Genomic DNA, 20265 nt, shown 5'->3' on the forward strand with positions numbered 1-20265 from the left:
CGCCAAGTGACTCTGCCCACCGCGGTCAGGCGTTCGTGGGCCATCGGACGGCCGGAAGACGTCGGCGACGGGCCGCCGGGCGCCGGCGGTGTCCCCATCGCGACGATCCGCCGGGTCAGGCGCGGGCTGCCACCACCGTGGTGCGCAGGTATTCGCTCAGTTCCTGGGGGGTCGGGTGCAGGAAGATGTTCTCCGCGCTCACCGGATAGCCCGCTTCCCGGCTCAGCCGGCGCGCGGCGGTGGCCGCCAGCAGCGAGTCGCCACCGAGCAGGAAGAAGTTGTCGTCCGGCGCGCAGGAATCCCGGTCCAACAGATCCGACAGAACCGAAGCGACCAGCGCGTCGAGGTCGTCCTCGCCGTCCGGGGTCGGGGCGTTCGTACCGGATCCGGGCTCGAACTCGTTCATCACCATCTCCTTCGTGCGGTGGCCGCAGAGGTCGTGGTCGTACCGTAGGGCCGGGTCGCCGGGCCGCAGGACCGGGACGAAGTATGTGGAACAGATCCAGAAGCAACCGCGAAAGACTTGTAGTCACGCCTCGCACGCCGCGCCGACCATGAGCGGGCAGCCCTCGACCTGCCCCGACCCCGCGCGGTGCCCGTCCCCACGGACGGCAGATCGCCGCAGCATGGAGACGATCATGAGCATGACGACCGGCAAGCCCCCGTCCAGCGGTCCCAACGGCGCGCGGCGCCTGACCGATCCGGCCGACTACGTCGTGCCGTTCACGCTGCGCGCGATCTGCGACCTCGGAGTGGCCGACCATCTCGCCGACGGTCCGCTGTCCGTGGAAGAACTCGCCCGCCTGACCGACAGCCACGCGCCCTCGCTGTATCGCGCGCTGCGCGCGTTGGCCTGCCGGGGGATCTTCACCGAGGCTCAGCCCGCGGTGTTCGCGCTGACGCCGCTGGCCGAGCCGCTGCGCAGCGACCACCCGGAGTCGCTGCGCGAGGCGTACCCCTTGATCCCGGCCGACGTCCAGGCCTGGGCCGCGCTCGGCTACAGCCTGCGGACCGGCAAGGCCGCCTTCGACCACGTGCACGGCAAGGGGTACTTCGAGTACATGGCCGAGCACCCGGACGAGTGCGCCCGGTTCGACGCCTCCCAGCAGGCGATCACCCGCCGCGAGGTCCAGTCGGTCTCCGGGTACGACTGGGGCGACGTCCGCACCGTGGTGGACGTGGGCGGCGGCAACGGCGCGTTCCTGGCCGGCCTGCTGGTCCGCAACCCGTCGCTGCGCGGCACGGTGTTCGACCAGCCGCACGTGGTCACCGGCGCGCCGAAGGTGCTGGCGGACCACGGGGTCGCAGACCGCTGCGACGCCGTCGGCGGCAGCTTCTTCGAGTCGGTGCCGGCGGGCGCCGACGCGTACCTGCTCAAGCGGATCATGTTCGCCTGGAGCGACGAGGAGTCGGTGACACTGCTGCGGACCATCCGCGCGGCCATGCACGACAAGAGCCGCCTGCTGCTCATCGAGCCGGTCCTGGAGCCCGGCGACGCGTTCAACCCCGGCAAGCTCTACGACATCGTGCTGCTGGTCCTGGCCGGCGGCGGATCGCGCACCGTCGAGGAGTTGGAGGCGCTCTTCGCCCAGGCGGAGCTGAAGATGACGCGCATCGTGCGGACCCGCCTGCACCCGATCGTCGAGATCGCCCCCGTCGTGTCCTGAGTCGCCGCTCGACCGGCCGCCAATCGGCGGCCGGTCGGGGGTATCGCAATACACGGAAGATCAGAGGACGACCGCGCCCCATTCGCCGGGCGGTACATCCCGCAGGTGCCGGGTGAACTCCCAGAGATGGCCTTCGAGGTCGCGGACCAGATACTGGCGCAGCCCCCACGGCTTGTCCGTCGGGGGCTGCTCGACGACGGCACCCGCCGCCGAGGCGCGCGCGAAGTGCCGGTCCACATCCGGGACCCAGACGATGACCTGCTTGCAGGTGTGTCCGGCAGCGCAGGCGGGACTGTGCCGGCCGCCGGTCCGCCGCACCATGACGACGCCTCCGCCGGTGTCGAGGTCGGCGTGCTGGAGGGGACCCGACTCCGGGTGCCTCAGGGCCAGCCGGAACCCGAACACCCGCACCAGCCAGTCGACGGCGCGGTCGGGGTCGGCGTAGGCGAGCTCGACGACGACCTGGGGGAACCCGCGAGCCGGGTCGTACACGATGTCTCCCTGGGACGGCGGGCGGGTTCGGGCGCGCTCACGTTCGGGCGAGTCCGATTCGGGCGAGTCGGGCGGGTTCGCGCGCGCTCAGGTTCGGGTGAGTCGCGCTCGGGTTCAGGCGCGTCCCGGTTCGGGCGAGTCGGGCCGGGTTCAGGCGCGCTCGGGTTCGGGCGCGTCCCGATTCGGGCCAGTCGGGCCCGGTTCCGGCGCGCTCAGATTCGGGTGCGCTCGGGTCGGGCGCACTCGGGTTCGGGCACGTCCCGATTCGGGCGACTCGGGCCCGGTTCGGGCGCGCTCGGGTTCAGGCGCGTCGCGCTCGGGTTCAGGCGCGTCGCGCTCGGGTTCAGGCGCGTCGCGCTCGGGTTCAGGCGCGTCCCGGTTCGGGCCAGTCAGGCTCGGTTCGGGTGCGCCCCGGTTCGGGTCTGTCCGAGAAGTTCCGGCGGCCGCTCAGCTGGTCTGCCGCTTGATCCCGCGCTGGGCGAGCCCGCGGATGCCGGGCAGCATCATCGTCCGGGTCATCAGCTCATACATCCGCACGTGGAAGCGGCTCGGCGGCACGTAGTAGGCCGCGCCGCGCCGGGCGTGCGCCTGCCGCTTGGTGACCTCGGGCCGCAGTCCCGCCTCCCACTCGGCCAGCGCCGCGGCGACATCGTCGCCGTGCTTGAGCAGCCCGGCGCCGAGCTGGTCGGCGCCGGCGAGGGCCAGCGACGCGCCGTGCCCGGCGAAGAGCGTGACGCACCACGCCGCGTCCCCGACGAGCACCACCCGGCCCTTGCTCCACGCCGGCGCGACGACCTTGCTCACCCGGTCGAAGTACACGATGGAAGGATCCTTCTCCAGGTGCCGGATCGCGTCGGGCACACCCGCGGCGAGGTCTCCGAAGGACCCGCGCAACGCGTCCACCGGACCCCTCGCGAGCTCCAGCGCCGGATCCGCGCACCCATAGGTGAAGAACGCCGACGACCGTTCCGGACCCAGATTGACGACGCCCGCAGTACGCCCCGGACCGATGAAGGTCGCAGCGGACTGCTCAGGCACATCCGAAACCGCGCCGATCGGGAACGCCGCGACCATGTAGGGCATGTCGACCCGGTAGTCGGCGCCGAACACCGCCGTGCGCGTCGCCGACTGGACACCGTCGGCACCGATCAACAGATCGGCCTCGTGGCTGGTGCCGTCGCTGAGCGCGACCCGCACCCGGTCGGCATCCTGCTCGACGGCGGACACGGTGGTGCCGAAGCGGAACTCAGCGTACTCACTCGCGGCCGCGAACAGCGCCGACTCCAGATCGCTCCGGAACACCGTCATGGTGCGAGGGCCCAAAGCCCCCTGCGCGAAAGTGGCCGGCATCATGAGCTTCACCTGACCGTCCTCCCGCACCATCACCGAGTCGAACAGATCGAAGGCCCGCTCAGACAGCGCCGGAAGCAACCCCAGCCGCTCCGCGGCCGTGAACCCCATCCCGAGCAGATTCAGCATGTAGCCACCGCTCCGCCGCGCCGAAGCGCGCTCCAGCACGGTGACACCCCACCCGTCCTGCCCCAACCGCAACGCCGTGGTCAGACCAGCGATCCCGGAGCCGACAACAACCGCTCGCTTCATCCGCACTCCCCGGTCGACGCCCTGGCCGGCGCGCAACACGCCGTCGCCCACATTGTGATGACGCGACGACGGCGCCAGCCGAGGTCTTGCCGGTGTCTTTCGTCGCCGGCCGGTCCGAGCCGGCAACACCGACATGGGATCATTCGCGATGACCAGCCACAACGGAGTCGATCCGCGGTGGCTCTCGGCGGGACTCTCCGGGACGAGGGAACAGTATGGCTCTGTGGCGTATCCGCGCGGCGTTGGAAGACGAACCAGGCCGCCTGGCGGCGATCACCGCCGCGATCGCGGCCTGCGGCGGCAACGTGTTCGGCTTCAGCGTCCAGACCCACGAGGGCGGACCGGTCGACGAGTTCTTCGTCAGCACCCCCGAGGAGACCGGCCGCTTCCGCCTCGTCGAGGCGGTCACCGAGGCCGGGGGCGCCCAGGTCACCGCCGTCCCGGCCGACCCGCACGATCTCGTCGACGTCCCGACCAAGGCACTGCAGTTGGCCGCCGCCCTGCAAGACGCCCCGGATACCCTCCCCGACATCCTGGCCGACCTCCTCGACGCCGACGACGCCTGGTGGGACGAGGGCACCGAGGGCGTCGCCGACGCGACCGTGCTCATCGTCCCGGTCGCCGACGGCCGCAGGGTCGCGGTAGTCCGGGAGGGCCTGCCGTTCACCATGACCGAGGCCGCGCGGGCCGGGGCCTTGGCGGCACTTGCCCGCTGACGACCCGAGCTCACCACGACTGCGCCGACAACAGGCGCTGCTGCTCTCCTTTGAGTTGCGCAAAGGAAAGGCATACGTATTGGACGAAATCGGATCCAGGATGACGGATATGCGTCGCGGGACGTTTGCCCACACCTGCTCCGCCTTCTTCAGATTCGGCCAGTAGCGCCTCGCACGAAGCGACATGCGCGCAGAAGTCGCGGAGCGGCGCCGGAAAGTCCGCCTCCCGGAGCAGGTCCGCGTGCTCGATGATCAGATCCCTGATACGCGCGTTGGTCGGCATCAGGAACGCCTCACGCCGCGCCGACCACCCTTGGCCGAGCGTGTCGGCATCGCGCTGCGAAGCGGACGGAAGGCCGTTCGCGCGCAGCGCCGCCCAGATCCGCTCGTTCGTGTCCACCAGCGCGAACATCGGGCCGTAGAGGTCGCGGAGTTGGCTGTTGATCCGCGCGAGGTGCCCTTGCCGCCGTTCCAGCCGCAGCTGCGAGTACTACGGAGCCAGCGGCACGTACACGGGTTCGCATGTGCACACGGCCGGGTCGCAGTGCTCCTTCCCGCCTGCGCAGCCTCCTCCACAGCCGGCCAGGCCCGCGATCAGCAAACTTCCGCTTACTTTAAATCAGGGCACAGTGATACGGAACGGTGCAGGCACAACAGCGGCCTGAGCCTCCGTCCCGACTCGCACTTGGCAACTCGCAGTCAGCGACACGCACATCGCCGGTATTTCCCGCCGAGCAGTGGTCCACGCCCGCCGCCGGCGATGCCGACTCCCCCGGTGCCCACTCCCCCGTCACGGTGGCCATCTGCGGCGACGACCCGGCGGCCGTGCGGCTCGTCGGCCGGCTCGTGCGCGATGTCGGCGCGGTCCCGGCGGTGTTCGGGACGCTGGACCGGGTCCGGCAGCTGGAGGAGGCCGCGGGTTTCGTCATCGGGCTGGCGTTCGCCGGCACCGATCCGAACTCCGCCATCCCGCGCGTCGGCGGCGCGCAGTGACGCCCCGATCTCCGCCACCACACCGCCGCCGCACCGCCGAGAACCACGAAACTCGAAGAATTCGCATATCTCTCGCCTCCTTCCCCGAGCGCGCGGTGCCTCCGATTCGGCAGAATCCCGGTATGGCGATCTTGCGCTCCTCCGCGCCGGTACCGGAAGCCGCGATGACCTCGGCCGACGACCGGAGCACTCCCCGACGGCAGTTCCTGCGTACCGAGACCGGGAGCGCCGCGCTGCTGGCCGCCGCCGCGATCGTGGCGCTGGCCTGGGCGAACATCGCCCCGGCCGGGTACGACAGCGGGTGGGCGACCCGGGCGGCGGTCACGGTCGGGCACTACGGCGTGGAGCAGGACCTGCGCGGGTGGGTCAACTCCGGCCTGATGACGTTCTTCTTCCTGGTCGTGGGGCTGGAGGCGCGCCGGGAGTTCGACATGGGCGAGCTGCGCCGGCGCAGCCAGGTCGCGCTGCCGCTGGCCGCCGGGATCGGCGGGGCCGTGGTGCCGGTCGCCATCTACCTGGCCGTCAACGCCGGGCACGCGTCGTGGCACGGCTGGGGCGCGGCGATGAGCACCGACACCGCGTTCGCTCTGGGCGCGCTGGCGCTGGTCGGGCGGGGTCTGCCGCTGCGGGTGCGCACCTACCTGCTCACCGTGTCGGTCGTCGACGACGTGGTCGGCATCCTGGTCATCGCCTTCGTCTACAGCAGCCGGGTCGAGCTGGTGGCGCTGCTGGTCGGACTGGCGCTGCTCGGTCTGGTCCTGGTGCTGCGGCAGCGGGGCGTGCGCTACGGGCCGCCGTACTTCGTGATCGGGCTCGCGGCCTGGGTCGCGTTCTTCAAGTCCGGTGTGGACCCGGTGGCCGTCGGGCTGGTGATGGGGTTGCTGACGTTCGCCTATCCCGCCGCCCGCGATGATCTGCAGCAGGCCAGCGAGCTGTTCCGGAGCTTCCGCGAGCAGCCGACGGCCGAGCTGGCGCAGAGCGCGCGGCTGGGGGTCTCGGCCGCGATCTCGCCGAACGAGCGGCTGCAGAGCTGGTACCACCCCTGGACCAGCTACGTGATCGTGCCGCTGTTCGCCCTGGCCAACGCCGGCATCCCGATCGACGCGCGCTTCCTGGCCGACGCCTACACCTCCCCGATCACGCTGGGCATCCTGATCGCCTACGTGGTCGGCAAGCCGGCCGGCACGCTGGGCTCCGCCTGGCTGCTCACCCGGGCCAGCCGCGGCCGGGTCCGGCTGCCGGTGGGCTGGGCCGGGGCCGCCGGCGCCGGGGCGGCCGCCGGCATCGGGTTCACCGTCTCGCTGCTGATCGCCACCCTGGCCTTCCACGGCGTGCAGCTGGAGCAGGCCAAGCTCGGCGTGCTCACCGCGGCACTGGCGTCCTCGGCGCTGGCCTGGGCGGTCTTCCGAATCACGGCGCTGCTGCCCAAACCGGCCCGCCAGCGCGCACTGCTGGGCACCACCGAGTCGATCATCGACCTGGCGGTCCCCGTCGACCCGCACCGCGACCACGTCCGCGGCCCGGCCCGCGCCCCGGTCACGATCGTCGAATACGGGGACTTCGAGTGCCCCTTCTGCGGCCAGGCCGAGCCGGTGGTGCGGGCCCTGCTGGCAGAGTTCGGCGACGTCCGCTACGTCTGGCGCCACCTGCCGCTCGACGACGTCCACCCGCGCGCCCGCCTGGCCTCCGAGGCCTCCGAAGCCGCGGCCCGCCAGGACGCCTTCTGGCCGATGCACGACCTGCTGATGGCACACCAGGACGCCCTCACCCCGGCCGACCTGCGACGCTACGCGACCGAACTGAACCTGGACCTGGCACGCTTCACCGAGGACCTGCGCGGCCACGTCCACGCCACCCGCGTCGCCGAGGACGTCGACTCCGCCGACCTGAGCGGCGTGTCCGGCACACCGTCGTTCTTCATCAACGGCAGGCGCCACCACGGCGCATACGACATCGAGACACTCACGACCGCGGTCAAGGCGGCCTATGCGCGGGCGCGGATCAACCAGACCTGAAGACGTGACGCGGCAGGCTCCCTGACGGGCTCGGGCCGGCAGCCCGCACCGGTCAGACTTCGAAGAGCGCTTCCTGCTCGCCCCGGGCCCCGGGTTCGGCGAACGCCTCGTTCACCATGGCGCCGATGTCGTCGGCGTCGGGCCGGTTCGCCCCGCGCTGCGCCAGCAGTCGCCTGCTCACCGCGACGAGCCGGAGCTCGGCGTCGGCCAGGACTTCGTCCGCGGCGCCGAGTCCGTAGATCCGCTCCAGCACGATGCCGCGGCGGCCGGAGGCGACGCGTGCCGCCGATTCCGCGCCGGCGGAGTGTGCTGTCCGGCCGTCGGTGGCCAGCTGCTCGGCGAGCGCCCAGCCGCGGGCGACTTCAGCCTCCACCGCGGAGCGGACGATGGCCAGGCCGTCCAAGCGCCGGCGCACGTCGACGAGGTCTGTCGGGTCCATGTCCGGCCCGGATAAGAATCGGGACCGCAACGCCGTCATGATCGGTCGAATCAGGGTCATGGCATGTTCTCTCGGGTTTCGGGCTGCATATCGCAGCGTGTTGCGAATTGCTGTTGTCTCGCAGGTATCAGACTCGCGAGAGCGAGCTCTCACGCACAGGGTCTTTCGGCCCGGAACCGACCCGGACCACCGGCCCTGCGGCAGTGTGCCGGTCGGCCCGCCGGGGCCGCGTCGGCCGGGTCGCCCCCGGGCGGTCCGAGCCGCTCCGGCTCAGCTCAGCGGCACGACGGCGACCGGGCACGCCGAGTAGTGCAGCAGCGTGTGCGAGACCGGCCCGATCTGCATCCCGTGGCCCTCGCCGTGCCGCCGCGCGCCGGTGACGAGCACGTCGGCGCGCTGCGAGGCCTCGACCAGCAGGCGGCCGGCGGAGCCGGTGGCGACCTGGTGGAACGGCTGGACCTCGGGGTGGCGGCGCCGGACGGAGGCGATGATCGCGCTCAGCCGGTCCTCGCGTTCGCGCTCGATGAGGGCGATGTCGTCGGCGATGCCCGGGTCCTGCTGGCCGTAGCCGATGATCCAGGGCTCGTCCCAGACGTGGACCACGGTGAGGCGGGCTTCGCGGCGGGAGGCCTCCAGGAAGGCGAATTCCAGGACCGGTTCGCAGGGCTCGTCGATGTCCACCGCGGCCATCACCCGGGAGTGGTCGGCCTCGGTCTCGCCGCGCACCACCAGCACCGGGCAGCAGGCCCCGGCCACGGCGCGCATCGCGGTGGAGCCCAGTTGCAGATCGCTGAAGCCGCCCTTGCCCCGGCTGCCGACGACCAGCAGGTCGGCGCCGTGCGCGGCCTGTGCCACCAGCTTGCCGGCCGGGCCGACCAGGGCGAAGGGGCGCACCGCCAGGCTCGGGTGGCGCCGGAGGACGCGGTCGACGCCGTGTTGCGCGACGGCCTCGGCGGCCTTGCGCGCGGCGTCCTGCGAGTCCTCGACCGGCGCGCCGGAGCCGGGAGGCAGCGGACGCAGGAACGCGGTGACGACGTTCAACGCCGCACCGCGCATCACCGCCTCGCGGGCCGCCTCGGCCAGCGCGACGTCGCTGTGCGGGGTCTGGTCGTAGCCGACGACGACGGTGCTGCTCATCATTCCTCCAGGGAGCTCGGACCGGCGCGTTGCTCGCGCTACTTCCACCGTCGCCGGTGCCGCCGCCGCGCCCCAGGGTCCGAAGTCCCGGTCAGGTCGGGCCGATCGACCGCGTCGCGATCGGCCTCGTCGTACGAGCCTTGAGGAGAAGGACTCTCAGAGAAGGACCCCGCCATGAACACGATTCTCGAAGGCAACGCCTCGCCCACGCCGTACGACGCTGAACACCACCGCGACCCGCATCGCGACGCGCTGCTGGCCGTGCAGCGCGCGCTCGCCGCGAACTGGGACGACGACCAGCCGCGCGTCGCGGTGGTCGAGCGCAACGGCGTCTCGTCGGTCTACGTGAGCACGCTCCGGACCGTGGAGCCCGCGGCGCGCCAGGACATCCGCGGCGCGGTCCGGGCCGCCCTGGCCTCCTACACGCCCCTGGCCCCGTACACCAACGTCGTCTTCCTCCGTCGCGGCATGCCGTAGAACCGACCGCACCGCTCCCCCGGATCGCCGAAGACGGGACCTTCGGCCCGTCCCGCCGTGCGCCGCAAGCCCTACTGTCGGAGGCAGGAAACCGGAGCGGTCACAGGAGGCGGCACGATGGACGGCGACAGCGGCGGCAGCGGCGGCAGCGGCGGCAGCGGCGGCGGCAGCGGCGGCAGCGGCGGCAAGATCGGCGTGTTCCTGCTGGACGACCACCAGGTCGTGCGGCGCGGGCTGAAGGACATGCTGGAGGACGAGCCGGACTTCACCGTCGTCGGCGAGGCGTCCACCGCCGCCGAAGCCCTCGCCCGGGTACCCGCGCTGCGGCCGCGAGTGGCGGTACTGGACGTGCGACTGCCCGACGGCGACGGCGTGATGGTGTGCCGCGAACTGCGCTCGAAGCTGCCGGAACTGTCCTGCCTGATGCTGACCTCGTTCCCCGACGAGGAGGCCCTGTTCGACGCCATCATGGCCGGCGCCTCCGGCTACCTGCTCAAGCAAACCCTCGGAGCCGACCTGGTCGCGGCCGTCCGCACCGTCGCCGGCGGCGAGTCGCTGCTCGACCCCAGACTCGCGGCCAAGGTCATGGCCAAACTCCGGGCCGCCGACGAGAAGAAGGACCCCCTCGCGCAGCTGACCGCCCAGGAGCACAAAGTGCTGGACCTGATCGGCGAGGGTCTGACCAACCGGCAGATCGCCGAGCGGATGTTCCTGGCCGAGAAGACCGTGAAGAACTATGTCTCCGCGCTGCTGGCCAAGCTCGGCCTCACCCGACGCGTGCAGGCCGCGGTACTGGTCTCCGAGATCAAGTCCGAGCAGTCGCGGCACCGCTGACGACAGGATTCGGACTTGGCGGCGTGCCGAGACGCGGTTCGGCGCCGGCGTCAGTCGTCCAGCGGCACCCGCCACAGCAGGACGGTGCCGCCTTCCTCGCCGGGCCCGGTCGTGAACTCCCCGCCCAGCGCCGCGGCCCGCTCCGCGAGGTTGCCCAACCCGCTGCGCCGCCCGCCCTCCGGCATCCCGACGCCGTCGTCGGCGACCCGCAGCACCAGCCAGCCGTCGGCGGTCGCCACGTCCACCTCGACCTTCGCGGCCTTGGCGTGCCGCGCCACGTTGGACAGGGCTTCCCGGGTGACCGCCAGGGCGTGTTCGGCGACCTCGTCGGAGACCTCGTAGTCGACGGGCCCGGTGAACCGGACCGCGGGGCTGAAGCCGAGAAGATCCGCAGCATCCTGACACAACTGCAGCACCTGCGACCGCAGCCCCGGTACCTCGTCGGTCGTGGCGTGCTCAGACAGCGCGAAAATAGTCGAGCGGATCACCTTGATGGTGTCATCGAGCTCGGACACCGCCTTGTTGACCCGGTCCCGCACCGCCTGCTTCTCAGTGATCTTCAGCACCGACTGCAACGTCATGCCGGTGGCGAACAACCGCTGAATCGCCAGATCGTGCAGGTCACGGCCGATGCGGTCACGGTCGGAGTACAGATTCAGCAGGTCGGCGTCGACGCGGCGGTCAGCCAGCTCCAGCGCCACCGCGGCCTGCCCACCGACCTCGGTCAGCATATGGGTGTCGACGGCGTCGAACGGCAGGGCGCCAAACCGCTTGCCGGCGACCAGGACACCCCGGACCTTGCCCGCCGCACCCAAGGGTGCGATGTACGCCGGCCCCAGACCAAGCTCCTTCCACACCGGCTGCGGCTCCCGCTCCCCGTCGACCACGGCGTGCCCGGCACCCGCGGCGAACACCGAGCCGACGTCGGAGTCCGCGATCGGCAGGGACGTACCCCGGACCCGTTCCGCGCCCAAGCCCGCCGCGACGTGGACCGTCAGGTTCTCGGCCGCCGCATCCGGGAGCATCACCAGCACCAGCTCGGCGCCGGCCATATCCCGCACCCGCTCGACCAGCACCGCCAGCACATCCCGGCTGTCGGCACCGGAGAGCAGGCCACGGGTCAGCTCCGCGGTGACCTCCATCCGCCGCTGGCGCCTCTGCGCCTCGTCGTACAGCCGCGCGTTGTCGATCGCCACGCCGGCCGCGGCGGCCAGCGTGGTCAGCAGGGTCTCGTCATCGGCGTCGAACAGCGCGCCGCCACGCTTCTCAGTCAGGTACAGGTTGCCGTAAACCTTCTCCCGGACCCGGATCGGGACACCGAGGAAAGTCCGCATCGGCGGGTGGTTGTCGGGGAACCCGAACGACGACTCGTGCCCGGCGATGTCCGGCAGGCGCAGGGGCAGCGGGTGCCGGATGAGCTGGCCGAGCAGCCCCATGCCGGTGGGATACGGCCCGATCGCGTCGATCTCCTGCTGGGAAAGGCCCACGGTGACGAACCGTTCCAGGCGGTCACCGCGGCTGTCGATGACGCCGAGGGCCCCGTACCGGGCGTCCACCAGTTCGGTGGCGGTACCGATGATGGTGGACAGCACCTGGTCCAGTTCCAGACCGCCGGAGACCGCCAGCACGCCCTGCAGCAGCTGCTGGACCCGGTCCCGGGTCGCCCGGATCTGGGTCACGCGGGACATCAGCTCGTCCAGCAGCTCGTCGAAGCGCAACTGCGGCAGCAGCTCGCTGCGCGGCTCGCCCGGCTCTCGATCGGCCATCGCCAGAGAACCGCCCTTTCCATGACGCGTGCGAGCCGATGGCCTCGCACCGGCGTCCCTACCACCGCCAGATTAGTCGGACGGCGTTCGGCGGGGAACAGGGCGCGCGCCAGGCGAACAGGGTCCAAAGACCCTTCCGGGCACGCAGCAGCTCCGGAGACGATCAGGGCATGACCGTGGAGCAGAGAATGGAGCGATTCGGCGAGGCCGATGCCTTGGCCCTCGCCGAGACGGTGCCGGTCGGGCGGATCGTCTACAGCCGCTACGCCCTGCCGGCGGTCTTCATCGTCAACTTCAAGCTCGACGGCCGCGACGTCGTGTTCCGCACCCGCAAGGGCGCGATGTTCGGCGCCGGAGTCGCCGGCTCCGTCGTCGCCTTCGAAGTCGACCGGATCGACGAGCAGGCACACGACGGATGGATGGTGACCTTCCTCGGCCGCGCCAAACTCATCACCGACCCTGCCGAACAGGCCCGGCTGGGCGAGCTCGGCGTCGACTCGTGGGCGCCGGGCGAGCGGAACTACTTCATCAAGGTCGTGACCGAGCGCGTCGTCGGTCGCCGCATCCCGCACGGCGACGACGACGGCGACCAGGCCGAATGACGGACGGCCGGTAGCCGACCGGGCCGGTCGATGGGCCGGCGGGCCCGGGGGCCAGTGCGCCAGTGGGCCAACGGGTCAGCGGGCCCGGGGCCGCATCCGCGAACGGCACCGCAGGTCGTGCCCGGGTACGATCATGCGCACCGATCCACTCGCCGAACGATCAGAGTTCTGCCATGACCGCCGTACCCGCCGTGCCCGCCACCGACGACCCGCGCCGCGCCCGCCTGCTGCGCCGGGGCCTCGCGCTGGAGTACGCGACCCTGGCCTGGAACGTCGTCGGCATCGTGGTGCTGGCCGTGGCCGCGCTCGGCGCCCGCTCGGTGGCGCTGGCCGGGTTCGGGCTGGACTCGCTGATCGAGATCGGCGCCTCCACCGTCGTGGTCTGGGAGTTGTCCGGCACCGGCGAGGACCGGCAGCGGCGCGCCCTACGGCTGATCGGCGCCGGGTTCGCGGCCCTGGCCGGGTACCTGCTGATCCAGTCCACCGTCGTGCTGGCCACCGGCTTCCACCCGCGCCACTCGGCCCTCGGCATCGGCTGGACCGGCGTCACCGCGGCCGCCATGTTCGCACTCGCCGCCGGGAAGGCCCGCACCGGGGCCGCGTTGGACAACCCGGTGCTCAAGACCGAGGGCCGCGTGACCCTCATCGACGGGCTCCTGGCGGCGGCCGTACTCGTCGGACTGGTGCTCAACAGCACGCTGGGCTGGTGGTGGGCGGATCCCGCAGCCGGCTATGTCCTCGTGTACTACGCCGTACGGGAAGCCCGGGAGATCTTCAGGGGCCACTGAACGCGCCCAGGCAAGTGACCTCCCATGCTTGGTGAGCGCCCATCAGTCGCTGTCCGGCCGTACGTGCTTCTGCTCTGGCTCCTGCTTCTGCTCCGGCTCCTGCTCCTGCTCCGGTGGCGCGCCGCGCTGGGCGATCGCCGCGGCCACGGCCGTCACCCCGAGCCCGACCACCGCGGCGGCCAGGATCGCGCCGCCCTCCCCGGGCCTGAGCAGCCCGGCCCGCTCCCCGATGGTGACCGAGGCGACCGGCACCCCCAACTGCGCCCCGGCCAGGACCGCGAGCGGCAGCGGCTGGCCCAGCAGCCGGGCCGCGGCGTGCACCGCGAGCGTGGCCAGCGCCAGCAGCCCGGCCAGGGCGATCAGGCGGGGGTGCTTGACCAGGTCGTCGAGCTGCAGGGACGCGCCGAGCCAGACGAAGAACACCGGCCCGAGGAAGCCGTCGGCGACCGCGAACAGCTGCCGGGCCAGCCGGCGCGGCTCGCCCTGCGCCGCCAGCATCAGGCCGGCCGCGAACCCGGCGAGCATCACCGACACCCCGACCGCCTCGGCCAGGCCCGCCAGCCCGAACACGATGATCAGCTGTTCGCGCAGCTCCAGCCCGAGGTTCTTCCGGCGGCTGAAGTGGTGCAACCGCTCCTGCCAGCCGCGGGCCCGGACCTCGCGCAGCACCAGGAACGCCGCGAGCGCCGTACCGGCCACCGCCAGCATCCCGAGCGCGGCGCGCCCGGCCCGGGAGGGCTGCTCGGCCAGCGGCAGCAGCACGATCGCGGCGGTGTCGGCGATCGCGACCTGCGCGATCATCACCACCGCCGGCGGCGAGGACAAGCCGGCGTCCTGGACCACCGGCAGCACCAGCGCGGCCGAACTCGACGCGAGCAGCACCGCGTACATCCAGCCGTGCCCGGTCCCGGCCAGCGCGGCGACGCCGAGCCCGGCCGGCACCGCCAGCAGCCCGGTGAAAGCCGCCAGGCCCGCGCCGCGGCCCAGCGCCGGACGCAACTGAGCCGACCGGACCGGGACGTGGCTGCCCGCGACCAGCATGATCAGCGCGAACCCGGCCTGCGACAGGAACACCAGCACCGGCTCGTCCGGATGCACCCACCCGAAACCGGTCCGCCCGACGACCACCCCGGCCAGGATCTCGCCGACCGCGACCGGCACCGCCGCGCGCCGCGATGCGGCCAGCAGCGGGCCGACCAGCCCCACGGCCAGCACCAGCGCGAGGACCGCCAGGCTCACCTGTTCCTCCTTCACCAAGGCGTTTTCTCATCATTGAACACCTCGGAACACCTCGGCGGTGTCGCGAGTCCTCACGTATGACAGGGGTCTTTCGGCCTGCCGGCACCGGGCCGCACGGCACTACGTCCCGGCCCCGCGCCCAGCGAGCCTGGGGCAGGAGGAAGTCTCATCCGAGCCAACCCACAGACTCCACCCGTCAAGGAGGCGTCATGCGATCCGAACACACCGGCTCGACGGCACGGTCCCGCGGTGTCGAGATCCGCCGGCTGCCCGTTTCCCGCCGGCTCGCGATCGGCGCCGAACGGGCCGGCCGCCACCGCGCCGCGATGTCCTACCTGATGACCGCCGACATCACGGTCGCACGCAGGCTGATGGCGATGGCCCCGGAGACCCTGTCGCTCCCGGCGTTCATCACCGCATCCGTGGCGCGGGCGGCGGCCGACTCCCCCGAGGTGCACGCCTACCGGGACTGGCGCGGACGGATGGTCGTGCACCGCCATGTCGACGTCATGGTCCCGGTCCTGGCGCGGACCGAGCAGGCGCCGCACGCCCTCCCGCACCTCGTCCCGCACGTCGTCCGGGACGCCGACCGGCACAACGTCGCGCAGATCTCCGCCGAACTGCTCGCCGCCGAGAACTTCCCCACCACCGACGGAATCTTCGACCGCGTCCCCGGGCTCACCCGGATCCCGGGCCTGGTCCGGGCGGTCTACACCGTCCAGGACCGCTCGATCCGGCTGCGGCAGCGGATCGGCACGGTCATGGTCACCACCACGGGACTGAGCGACACCGGCGAGACCTTCAGCCTCGCCGCGCCAACCCTGATGCCGCTGCACGTGGTGATCGGCAGCGTCAACGGCTGCCCCCACCAGTCGGGCAGCCTCGTCGAGCAGCACGAGATCCTCAACCTGACGCTCACCTTCGACCACGATGTCGTGGACGGCGCCCAGGTATCCGCGTTCGCCGCGCGGCTGTGCTCCGCGATCGAACACGCGGAAGCGCTGCTGCCCTTCCGCCTCAGGAAGCCCCTGCGGGCAGCGGAACCGGCCGCTAAAGCCCAGGTCGTGTCATCGAACGGGTTCTACGCACAGCAGGCCCGGTAACGACCTGGGTCCGGTGCCTCCCGCGAGTCACCGAACCGTGCACACGCCCGACCGCCGCTCAAGCCTCGGCATCCCGCCGGACGACGCGAAGTCGGCCCCACCTCGCATCTTCTCGATCCGGACGCACGTCGGGGACAGCCGGATCGGCTGTCCCCGACGGCGCTGGCGCCTCAGTGCATCAGCTCACTGCGACGTCGTCGTAGTTGGTGTACGTGGGGTCGCCGGGGTAGTTGTCGTCCTTGTTCGTCAGCGTCAGCGTGTAGCTGTGGCCGGCGGTGATCGTGGAGGTCACCTGCTTCCAGCCGGAGCTGGAGACGCAGGTCTTGGCCAGGACGGTCTTGGTGGTGCCGGAGGTGTTGTCCTTCAGCGTGGCCGTGGCCCAGTCATAGGTGACGGTGTCGGGGCAGGTCACGTTGTACCAGAACGACAGCTTGCTGCTGCCGGCCGGAGCGGTGAAGGTCTGCGCGGCGGTCGAGGTGTTGCTGGGGTTGGTGTTCCCGAGTTCGGCCGCGTGCGTGCCCGAGTGCGCTCCGGAGCTCACGACCGCCGCGGTACCGCTGGTGGTCCAGCCGGTGAAGTCGCCGGTCTCGAAGCCGCCGTTGGTGATCGCCCCGCCCCCGCCGGATCCGTTGACGGTCAACGAGAACGTGGCCGTGTGGGTCGCCGACGTCCCGGTTCCGGTCACCGTGATCGTGGAGGTGCCGGGCGGGGTGGACGCGGAGGTGTTGATGGTCAGCTGGGAGGTGTTGCCGGCAGTGACCGACGCCGGGTTGAAGGAGGCGGTGGCGCCGGCCGGGAGGCCGGAGGCCGACAGGGCGACGGTCTGTGCCGAGCCGCCGGTGAGGGTGGTGGCCACGGTGGTCGTCACCGAGCTGCCCGGGTTCGCCGAGCCCGAGGCGGGCGACACCGAGATGGAGAATCCGCTGCTGCCCGCGGTGCAGGTCGGGTCGCCGGACTGGGCCGGGACGCTGACCGCGTCCCACGCGGCCTTGACCGTGGTGAACTCGGCGCAGGTCGGGTCCAGGTTCTTCGCGGCCTGCAGCGTCCAGGTGCGGTAGTTCAGGTAGTCGCTGGCGGACGTCTTCATCAGCTGCGCGTTGTACACGATCTTGATCGCGTTCTCGACGCCCACACCACCGGTGACCGTGGAGTTGTTACAGGTCGGGCTGACCGGTCCGCCGGCCGGGTTGCTGCCCTCGGCCAGCAGGTAGAACCAGTGGTTGCCCGGGCCGGCCGCGGCGTGCACCTCAGCGGAGGGAATGCTGCTGTCGTAGCAGTTCGGGTCGTTGTTGATCAGCGACGGGTTGTACATGTTGCGGATCGGTCCGGTGCCGGCCAGGTTGATCTGGTCGCCGACCAGGAAGTCCGGGACGGCGTACGGCGCGGGCTCGTTCAGGAAGAACTCGGTGGAGGCGCCATAGGTGTCGGCTATGAACTCCTGGGTGCCGTTGCCGGATATACCGCCGGGAGTGTGGTCGTCGATGCCGTGGCCCATCTCGTGCGCGACCACGTCGACCGCGCTGATCCACTGGTTGGCGTTGTTGTAGCCGATCTGGACCTGGGTGCCGTCGTAGTAGGCGTTCTCCTCCTGGTCGCCGACCCGGATCGGCCAGGCGCCGCCGTTGCCGTCCATACCGTTGCGGCCCAGCCACTGCGACAGCATCCGGAACTCACCCTGCGCCACGTACTCGGCGTCGACGCAGCCGGTCTCCTTGCTGGTGGCGTCGCCGTTGCCCCAGGTGTCGGTGGACTTGGTGAACGTGGTGTTGTTCGCAGCGTCCTGACACGGCATGTTCGAGATGTTGGTGGGGCTCAGCGAGTAGGTGCCGCCGGAGTTGGTGGTGTTGATGGTCAACGGCTCCGGACCGTTCCATGCGCCGGTGCCGCTGCCGTGCTCCACGTGCTCCTGGGTGTGCAGCACGGCGCCGGTGCGCGCGTCGACGTCCACGCTCAGACGGCTGACGCCGTCCGAGCCCGTACCGTCCAAAGTGGTCTCCCACGCCAGCGTCGCCGGACCCGAGCCGAGCGCGTACACGACCAGCCGGGTACCCTCGACCTTGGACACCGACCGCAGCTGGGACGACGCCACCGAGACGGCCTTGGCGCTGGTCAGGACGGGAGTGGTGGACAGACTCCCGATCGCGTGACGCTGCGCCACGGAGTGGAACATGACCTGGCCGGCCCCGTTGGTCACGACGACGAAGTCACCGCCGACGACGGGGAGGCCGGAGTACGTGCGCTCGTACGGCACGTACTGGATGCCGCTGGAGGAGGCGACAGAGCCCCGGACGTACTGTTCGCCCTGGCTGGCGTACAAGAACGCCGGGTGGCCGGCCACCAGCGTGTCGGCACTGCGAGCGGCCAGCGCCTGAGCCGTGACGGGGGCGGGCGGCGGTGTCGCGGCGCGCGCGGCGCCGGCGGCCGGGGTGGTCAGCGCGGTCGCGGTGGCGACGACGGTGGCCCCGGCGGCGATGCCCGCGGCGATCAGCCGCGGCATCCTCCGGCGGCTGGTGATTCACGACCCTGTTTTGTCGACTCATTACCCTGACTTGGCATGGTATTGACTGAAACGCCCAACGCTCACGGGAAAACAAACACTCACAACCGTTCACGGCGCGTCGGCGAACCCTGAGCTTTCGAGGAGAACCCTGATGGCACGCACGAAGCCACGTCTGACGGACCTGACGCCCGTGACGTTCGGCGTCGGGCTGATCCTGCTGGCATCGATGACCGCCGGGTGTGCGTCTCAGCGCAGCGGCACCACCGGCCACTCCTCCGGCGCGGACTCCACATCCGACCCTGGTTCACTGCCGCCGATCGCCGTCCAACGCACCGGCGGATTCGCCGGCTTCCAGGACACGGTAATTCTCGATCCGCAGGGCACCTGGAACGTCACCAACCGGGCCGGCACGCACACCAACGGCTCACTCACCACGAATCAGCTCGCTGAGATCCGCACCCTGGCAGCCGACACCCGCCTCGCCTCCGAGGCCGGCCAGACACGACCGCCGACCCGGTGCCGCGACGCGTTCACCTACCGACTGACCGTCGGCGGCAGGCAGATCGAGTTTGTGGACTGCCCCGCCGACCCGGATCAGCCCGCAGCGAGCATCGCCCTCGCCAAAAGGCTTGTGGGATACACCATCTCCAACCCTGCGCGGCGGACTTAGCCCATGCCCTGCTGAGACGACGACGCTGATCACAGGCTTACACGGCCCGCCCGCTGAGCCTCACCGCCCGGGCGGCACCACCCGGGTTGTCGAGGTGACTCCCGGCAGCGGCTGTGCGCCGGTCAGGACCGGGAGGCCGGACGGGTCGCCGTAGAGCTCGTAGCGATAGAAGGCGCTCGCGTAGGCGACCAGCGTGTCGCGCTGCTGGTTCTGCGGCATTTCGGTGCTGGGGCAGGTGCTGTCGTCCTCGCCGAACGCGAAGGGCGGCGACCAGTTCGCGTTGTAGTAGTTGTGGTTGGCGCCCCGCAGCGAGATGGAGAAGTCGGCGGCCGTGTTCTGGCCGGCCAGGTCGTCCAGATATTGTTGGCCGGCCTCGTGGACGGCGCCGTCGCAACTGCCGGTCACGACGGCGAAGGGCAGCGTGGTGATCAGTGTGTCGCTGTGGTCGCCCTCGGGATCGTCGAACTTCACCGGAGCCAAGCCGAGTACCGCCCGTACCTGCACCCCGGCCGGCCATTCCGACTTGTGTTTGTCAGAGGCCTGCCACATCACTCCCTTGCCGCCCCGCGAATGCCCCATCGTGCCGACATCCTTCATATCCACGTGCCCTGCGAAGCACGGCGCGACGAGCCGTCCCGTCGCCGCGTCGTAGAACTTCCCGACCAGCGGGCCGCTGTCGTGGTCGGCCAGCTGTTCCCAGAGCGACAGATGCTCGTTGACCAGCCGCGCCCGATCACCGTAGTCAAAGGAGGTCATGTTGATGCCGTCCGCGCTGATCGACACCACGATGAATCCTTGCGCCGCCAAGGCTTGGCCCAGATAGGCGTAGCCCTGGTAGCTGGGAAACGGGTGTGAACCGGCCGGACAGGGCCAAGTCGTCGCGGCCTGGACGTCGCAGGCCCACCACGAACCGTGAGACATCACGATCAGAGGATGGCGGCCGACCAGTACACGCGGGTAGTACACCTCGGCACGCAACTCACTGACCGTGCCGCTCTGCGGGTCGGTGAACGCAGTGTCCCCGAGGTTGTAATCGACGACCGCGACCGACCCGGGCTTACCCGAGCTCGCGTTGGCGGCCGGGGCCGTCATCAGGCCGCTCGCGACCAGCACGGCGACCATTAGGCTAGGTAGTTTCACACCCAGAGGACGCTCGCTCGTCGGCGCCGGTTGCGCAGCATGACAGTATTTTGACAACTTCGCCACTTCGCGGGACATGCGGCAC

The 20265-nt window shown here is 71.1% G+C and carries 19 protein-coding genes and 1 pseudogene; 10 read left to right on the top strand and 10 right to left on the bottom strand.

Annotated elements, in window-relative coordinates; translation table 11 throughout:
* Positions 1-115: 115 nt before the first annotated feature.
* The gene (locus tag ABH935_RS01145; protein ID WP_370375851.1) at positions 116-406 is read right to left on the bottom strand and encodes a phosphopantetheine-binding protein; all 291 of its coding nucleotides are present in this window, start codon (positions 404-406) and stop codon (positions 116-118) included.
* A 232-nt stretch (positions 407-638) separates the two neighbouring features.
* Here ABH935_RS01145 and ABH935_RS01150 point away from each other — a divergent pair, with 232 nt between their 5' ends.
* Complete coding sequence (locus ABH935_RS01150; protein ID WP_370375852.1) at positions 639-1667, top strand: methyltransferase; 1029 nt, start codon at positions 639-641, stop codon at positions 1665-1667.
* A gap of 60 nt (positions 1668-1727) precedes the next feature.
* Here the strand turns inward: ABH935_RS01150 and ABH935_RS01155 are convergent, their stop codons facing one another.
* Positions 1728-2159, bottom strand: coding sequence for a VOC family protein (locus ABH935_RS01155; RefSeq protein ID WP_370375853.1), 432 nt, complete (start codon positions 2157-2159; stop codon positions 1728-1730).
* 447 nt (positions 2160-2606) lie between these two features.
* On the bottom strand, positions 2607-3761 hold the full coding sequence (locus tag ABH935_RS01160) for an FAD-dependent oxidoreductase (protein WP_370375854.1): 1155 nt from the start codon (positions 3759-3761) through the stop codon (positions 2607-2609).
* A 215-nt stretch (positions 3762-3976) separates the two neighbouring features.
* Between ABH935_RS01160 and ABH935_RS01165 the strand changes: the two genes are divergently transcribed.
* A complete protein-coding gene (locus ABH935_RS01165) occupies positions 3977-4477 on the top strand; it encodes a hypothetical protein (RefSeq protein WP_370375855.1) in 501 nt (166 codons plus the stop codon).
* A 10-nt stretch (positions 4478-4487) separates the two neighbouring features.
* Here the strand turns inward: ABH935_RS01165 and ABH935_RS01170 are convergent, their stop codons facing one another.
* Entirely contained in the window at positions 4488-4877 is a 390-nt protein-coding gene (locus ABH935_RS01170) for a hypothetical protein (RefSeq protein WP_370375856.1), read from the bottom strand.
* A gap of 320 nt (positions 4878-5197) precedes the next feature.
* Here ABH935_RS01170 and ABH935_RS01175 point away from each other — a divergent pair.
* Together ABH935_RS01175 and ABH935_RS01180 are read left to right on the top strand one after the other, a co-directional pair.
* Positions 5198-5470: pseudogene (locus ABH935_RS01175) on the top strand (NADP oxidoreductase); the annotation flags it as partial.
* 122 nt (positions 5471-5592) lie between these two features.
* Positions 5593-7485, top strand: coding sequence for a Na+/H+ antiporter NhaA (locus ABH935_RS01180; RefSeq protein WP_370375857.1), 1893 nt, complete (start codon positions 5593-5595; stop codon positions 7483-7485).
* A gap of 52 nt (positions 7486-7537) precedes the next feature.
* Here the strand turns inward: ABH935_RS01180 and ABH935_RS01185 are convergent, their stop codons facing one another.
* Both ABH935_RS01185 and ABH935_RS01190 read right to left on the bottom strand, forming a co-directional pair.
* A complete protein-coding gene (locus tag ABH935_RS01185; RefSeq protein ID WP_370375858.1) occupies positions 7538-7984 on the bottom strand; it encodes a hypothetical protein in 447 nt (148 codons plus the stop codon).
* Between the two features lie 210 nt (positions 7985-8194).
* Positions 8195-9061, bottom strand: coding sequence for a universal stress protein (locus tag ABH935_RS01190; protein WP_370375859.1), 867 nt, complete (start codon positions 9059-9061; stop codon positions 8195-8197).
* A gap of 174 nt (positions 9062-9235) precedes the next feature.
* On the opposite strand from ABH935_RS01190, the gene ABH935_RS01195 reads away from it, so the two are divergent.
* Together ABH935_RS01195 and ABH935_RS01200 are read left to right on the top strand one after the other, a co-directional pair.
* Positions 9236-9538 (top strand): hypothetical protein, encoded by a 303-nt coding sequence (locus tag ABH935_RS01195; protein WP_370375860.1) that lies wholly within the window; start codon positions 9236-9238, stop codon positions 9536-9538.
* Between the two features lie 117 nt (positions 9539-9655).
* A complete protein-coding gene (locus ABH935_RS01200; protein WP_370375861.1) occupies positions 9656-10372 on the top strand; it encodes a response regulator in 717 nt (238 codons plus the stop codon).
* Between the two features lie 50 nt (positions 10373-10422).
* On the opposite strand, the gene ABH935_RS01205 is transcribed toward ABH935_RS01200, so the two are convergent.
* Positions 10423-12138: a GAF domain-containing protein gene (locus tag ABH935_RS01205; protein ID WP_370375862.1), complete on the bottom strand. Its 1716-nt coding sequence runs from the start codon at positions 12136-12138 to the stop codon at positions 10423-10425.
* 170 nt (positions 12139-12308) lie between these two features.
* Between ABH935_RS01205 and ABH935_RS01210 the strand changes: the two genes are divergently transcribed.
* Together ABH935_RS01210 and ABH935_RS01215 are read left to right on the top strand one after the other, a co-directional pair.
* The gene (locus ABH935_RS01210) at positions 12309-12740 is read left to right on the top strand and encodes a pyridoxamine 5'-phosphate oxidase family protein (protein ID WP_370375863.1); all 432 of its coding nucleotides are present in this window, start codon (positions 12309-12311) and stop codon (positions 12738-12740) included.
* A gap of 173 nt (positions 12741-12913) precedes the next feature.
* Positions 12914-13528 (top strand): cation transporter, encoded by a 615-nt coding sequence (locus ABH935_RS01215; protein WP_370375864.1) that lies wholly within the window; start codon positions 12914-12916, stop codon positions 13526-13528.
* A 42-nt stretch (positions 13529-13570) separates the two neighbouring features.
* Here the strand turns inward: ABH935_RS01215 and ABH935_RS01220 are convergent, their stop codons facing one another.
* Positions 13571-14767 carry a cation:proton antiporter gene (locus ABH935_RS01220; protein ID WP_370375865.1) on the bottom strand — a complete coding sequence of 399 codons (1197 nt, stop codon included), beginning with the start codon at positions 14765-14767 and terminating at the stop codon, positions 13571-13573.
* A gap of 209 nt (positions 14768-14976) precedes the next feature.
* Here ABH935_RS01220 and ABH935_RS01225 point away from each other — a divergent pair, with 209 nt between their 5' ends.
* Complete coding sequence (locus ABH935_RS01225; RefSeq protein ID WP_370375866.1) at positions 14977-15870, top strand: 2-oxo acid dehydrogenase subunit E2; 894 nt, start codon at positions 14977-14979, stop codon at positions 15868-15870.
* Positions 15871-16048: 178 nt separating this feature from the next.
* On the opposite strand, the gene ABH935_RS01230 is transcribed toward ABH935_RS01225, so the two are convergent.
* Positions 16049-18367 carry a M4 family metallopeptidase gene (locus ABH935_RS01230; protein ID WP_370375867.1) on the bottom strand — a complete coding sequence of 773 codons (2319 nt, stop codon included), beginning with the start codon at positions 18365-18367 and terminating at the stop codon, positions 16049-16051.
* A gap of 154 nt (positions 18368-18521) precedes the next feature.
* On the opposite strand from ABH935_RS01230, the gene ABH935_RS01235 reads away from it, so the two are divergent.
* On the top strand, positions 18522-19040 hold the full coding sequence (locus ABH935_RS01235; RefSeq protein WP_370375868.1) for a hypothetical protein: 519 nt from the start codon (positions 18522-18524) through the stop codon (positions 19038-19040).
* A 60-nt stretch (positions 19041-19100) separates the two neighbouring features.
* Here the strand turns inward: ABH935_RS01235 and ABH935_RS01240 are convergent, their stop codons facing one another.
* Positions 19101-20153 carry an alpha/beta hydrolase family protein gene (locus tag ABH935_RS01240; RefSeq protein WP_370375869.1) on the bottom strand — a complete coding sequence of 351 codons (1053 nt, stop codon included), beginning with the start codon at positions 20151-20153 and terminating at the stop codon, positions 19101-19103.
* Positions 20154-20265: the final 112 nt, after the last annotated feature.

The sequence above is a fragment of the Catenulispora sp. GAS73 genome (assembly GCF_041262085.1).
Lineage (GTDB): Bacteria > Actinomycetota > Actinomycetes > Streptomycetales > Catenulisporaceae > Catenulispora.